The organism is Marinobacter sp. 1-4A (assembly GCF_016597725.1).
GTDB lineage: Bacteria > Pseudomonadota > Gammaproteobacteria > Pseudomonadales > Oleiphilaceae > Marinobacter.
In genome coordinates this window covers 1-4,070 of the sequence record NZ_VCGY01000020.1, presented here as the reverse complement: position 1 = coordinate 4,070, position 4,070 = coordinate 1, and the positions used below count along the sequence as shown (strand labels likewise).

The following is a 4,070-nucleotide window of genomic DNA, read 5'->3' as shown; positions in this document are numbered from 1 at the left end:
AATCATGGCGTTTTCTTCCGGTTTTTGGGCGAAACGGGGAGATTTATGGTGGATATTATACTCGAAATTCAAGCCAACTCATTGCTTTGTTTCAGTTTTTTGGTTTTGCAGGGACGACTAAGTCGATGCCCGCCGAGATTCCTGCCGACGTCCAAATGTTACCATCATTTACAAACCGCTCTTCTATTACCTCGACATCTCCCAAGGCTCTCAGGCGATCAAGTGAGGCCCAATGGGTTGTTGCTTTTTTGCCTGACAACAGTCCTGCAGCATGGAGAATGAAAGAACCCGTACACACGGACAACACTGTTTGGCAGTGTTGTGCCTGCTTTGCTACGAACTCGGTCAGAGCTGGGTTGTTGACCTCTTTGCGAGTCCCATGTCCCCCCGGCACCAGAAGATAATCTAGTTTTGGGCAATCGTTGAAGGAGACATGTGGATTAATCGATAGGTCTCTGGCGCAGATGATAGGAGATTTTGACTCTGCAACAATGAAGCAATTTTCCGGCCCACCAGCGATTTTTGACCAGATTTTTAGAACTTCCCACGGCCCTATAAAATCGAGCTCTTCGACCCCGCCAAAAACTAGCACTCCAAAATTCATGTTCTCCTCCCGAGCGAAGCCTGAAAACTGCACGTTAAGTTATAAAACACGGCCGCAAAGAGGTTTAGTTCCGAACTGGAAACAGTCGAACTAATCTCTGTTTGCACGATGGTAAGTCCAGATCGCACGATAGTATTCCATACCGGTATGAAAGCCCTTGGAGGTATAAAGAACGCGGGAAATGACGCACAAGCCCAAGCCGAAAGCCGATGTTATAGCCATCCCCTGATGTCCAGAGAGAAAAAGTGAAAGGGCCGCCCCTGATAAGAAGGCTATATAAAGTAGATTGTGCCCCACCAAAAAGCGATAGAACGAAGTGCGGCCACGAAGTAGAAGGAAGGATGGGGTGCTTAAGATGAATATCATCACAACTCCTAACGCTAGCTCTATGTACTGTAGCGTGGGCTGTTCCACCCAGAAGCCGAGGATCTCTGTGAAGGTGATCAGGGCAATGCCAATGGTAAACACCATAAGGCTGACGGCAGCAACCATATGCCACATTCCGTGGGGGAGCAACTGATAGCCTGGAGTCTTATCTTGAGTTTCCTGCGCTTTAGTTTTTCTAGCTTTCATTTGTCGACCACAGTACCCTGCGGGGCTCTGAGTCTGGCAGCATTGACCAATGCTTGCCAAACTCAGGTCTACTCTATTACTGCTTGGTTAGCATGATAATCGGAACGCCACCTGCGGGCTGGTCATACATGGTAATCGCAGCTGACCTGTCGAAGCTAATATAAAGGTTTAAAGAGAGGCCTGTGTTATCTTCCGATACGCCACTGCAGTCAGGAAGCCCGTTGTCTGTTGTTAAGTTGAACGACAATGCGTGCCGATTTCCAGATATGACTTTCTCATCAAACGAATAATATCCTGTTGCAACTTCGTCTAGAGAGGTTACGGTTATTTTACCGCTTTCTTCAAATTCATAGGATTCAATGCACTGTGTCGATGGGTAGGTGTATGACCAAATTCCGATTATTGAATTTTTAGTAGTTGTTTTTAGCAAGTTACCAGTGCCTGAGCCAGAAAATGATATTCCAGAATCAATAGGGATAAATACGGTATTTCCTGTTCCGCTAATCGTGAATGAATTGACTGTAGTGTTGTCTTCAATGATTAGTGTGTTTCCAGTGCCTGATATTTTAAGAGCGTTAATTTCATTGTCTTCTTTTACAGTTAATAGGTTTCCTGTTCCGCTTATTTTTAAGTTGTACTTGCCTGTTTCATTTATGTCAGAGGTTGTGCCTGTACTGGAAACTTTGACTAAGTTAATTTCTGTTTCTGGTGTTGATGTAGTGCTGTTGCTGCTTTCGCTTCCGCCACAGGCGCTAAGAAAGGTAAAAGATAAAAGTAGTGACGTTAATAGTATTTTATTCATTGGTTCTAAAGTGTCCTGATTGTTTAGTATTTTTCGATTCTTTAAACGGCTTCGACGGATATCATATTTCCTCATGCTGGTTATAAATTTATAATTCAGGCGTGTTTAAAGTAGAAAATGCGTCAATGTTGCCAACTTCACGGAGCGTTGCAGCATTCTGAAAGTAAAGATTTCTCTGAGAGTTACAATAAACTCATTTAGGTGCAAGACCTACATTGTGAAACTTCGTAATATTTTTTGTGATCCTGCGCTCTCCGTCTTATAACTCTCCGCATGGAAGCAGCCGCATATGTTCAATATCATGTCCTGTCAGCCTACGGTTCACTCATTCTCCCCCTCCGGATAAACCACCACATCCTTCTCCACTCGCGCACCTTTCGTAAGCGTAGCGGGCTGTATTTTATCTTTTCCCATTAGATGAAACACGTCTTTGCCACGGGCCAATAGATGGTCTGCAACTATTCGCCGGTGACAACGCCACCAGACCGCTTCTGAGCACATCAACGCACAGCGATGTTCTTCGCCCAATTGTATTAACTGGTCGAGGCCAGCTTGGAATGAGTCGGTAAGAGCGTAGTCGGCGTAGTTGTGGAAGCTTTTGTTCTCCCAGAATCCGTTAACGGTAGGCGCAATGGATTTGCTTTTGCTGCGCAATCCGCCCAGGTCCTCTATAAGTTGGTAGCCAATGTTATAGGGGGAAAGGTTGTCTGGCAGTTGGTCTTCATTGTATTGCGGGTTGGTGCGGGATTTGGGGATGTGCCGTATGTCGACCACTAGGGTTACACCGGCTGTTTGTAGCAGCTCGGTAAATTCCTCGATGCTACGGGTGGAGTGGCCGACGGTATAAAACGGAAATGACATGGTTGGTCTTTGCACCTTTTGGTTCTTTGGTGTGGCGGAATTCAACCCACGGGGCTTTAATAATGGGTGATAGCGTACCCATTTTATAGTGCCTACTTGGTGGTCTTTCAAAAAGTGATTGTTTTATAAGTGCTTTTTAATCTGGCCCGCTATTTGCAATTTCTTTTTTACCGCAGCCCCTCCGGGCTCCGTCTTAGCACCCAATTAACTAACAAAATGAATCAGGGAGCATTCTCTATGAAGACCCAAGCCATTATGGCGGCGGCATTCGCCTCTACTCTTGTTGTTGCTAGTCCTGCTATTGCTCAGGACCGCACCGGTTGGCCGGATAACTTTACGGTGGGAACGGCCAGTCAGGGCGGTACCTATTTTGCCTATGGTTCTGGCTGGGCCAACTTTGTTGCAGAAAGCCTGGGGGTTTCCGGCGGTGCTGAAATTACCGGCGGGCCTATGCAGAATATGGCGTTGGTTCACACTGGCGATCTCAAGTTTGGCCTAACCACCATGGGCCCGGCCCGTGAATCCATGGATGGCAACAGCCCGTTGGCGCCAGGCATGAAGATGGATAACGTCTGTGCCATGTTCCCCATGTACGAAACGCCTTTCTCTGTAACTGCACTTAGCAGCTCGGGAATCACCTCCATTTCTGACATCCCTGATGGCGCCACCATCGGTTTTGGTCCGGCGGGTTCAACCTCCGATACTTACTTCCCACGCATGATGGAAACGCTGGGTGTCGACTTTAAGCGCCGCAATGGCAGTTGGTCTGATCTTGGCGGGCAGCTTCAGGATGGCCTGATTGATGTTGTTGCCTTCGCCGCAGGCATTCCAATTCCGGCGGTTAGCCAGCTTGAGGTTCAAACTGATGTGAACATCATCGGTATGACAGACGCCGAAGCAAAGAAGGTAACAGATGCGTTCCCGGTGTCTGAGTTCATCATTCCGGCGAGCACTTACCAATCACTGGATGAGCCTTCGCGTGTTGTATCCATGTGGAACTTTGCCATGGTGAATTGCGATGTGCCTGAGAGCTTTGTGTATGAAATCACCAAGCTGACTATGGAGCAGAACGACCGGATGGTTTCCATCCACAAAGCAGCCCGTAATTCGTCGTCCCTGCAAAACCAAAAAACTGAAACAAAGCAATGAGTTGGCTTGAATTTCGAGTATAATATCCACCATAAATCTCCCCGTTTCGCCCAAAAACCGGAAGAAAACGCCATGATTCCA

Annotated in this window: 5 protein-coding genes; 1 reads left to right on the top strand and 4 read right to left on the bottom strand. The window is 47.1% G+C overall.

Annotated elements, in window-relative coordinates:
• Positions 1–91: 91 nt before the first annotated feature.
• The 4 genes from FE845_RS18450 to FE845_RS18435 form a co-directional block, all read right to left on the bottom strand.
• On the bottom strand, positions 92–604 hold the full coding sequence (locus tag FE845_RS18450) for a DJ-1/PfpI family protein (protein ID WP_200368000.1): 513 nt from the start codon (positions 602–604) through the stop codon (positions 92–94).
• A 90-nt stretch (positions 605–694) separates the two neighbouring features.
• Positions 695–1,177, bottom strand: coding sequence for a hypothetical protein (locus FE845_RS18445; protein WP_200367998.1), 483 nt, complete (start codon positions 1,175–1,177; stop codon positions 695–697).
• 76 nt (positions 1,178–1,253) lie between these two features.
• Entirely contained in the window at positions 1,254–1,979 is a 726-nt protein-coding gene (locus FE845_RS18440; RefSeq protein ID WP_200367996.1) for a hypothetical protein, read from the bottom strand.
• Positions 1,980–2,300: 321 nt separating this feature from the next.
• Positions 2,301–2,840, bottom strand: a complete 540-nt coding sequence (locus FE845_RS18435) for a DUF488 family protein (protein ID WP_200367994.1) — start codon at positions 2,838–2,840, stop codon at positions 2,301–2,303.
• A 237-nt stretch (positions 2,841–3,077) separates the two neighbouring features.
• On the opposite strand from FE845_RS18435, the gene FE845_RS18430 reads away from it, so the two are divergent.
• Positions 3,078–3,989 carry a TAXI family TRAP transporter solute-binding subunit gene (locus tag FE845_RS18430; RefSeq protein ID WP_227714502.1) on the top strand — a complete coding sequence of 304 codons (912 nt, stop codon included), beginning with the start codon at positions 3,078–3,080 and terminating at the stop codon, positions 3,987–3,989.
• Positions 3,990–4,070 lie beyond the last annotated feature (81 nt).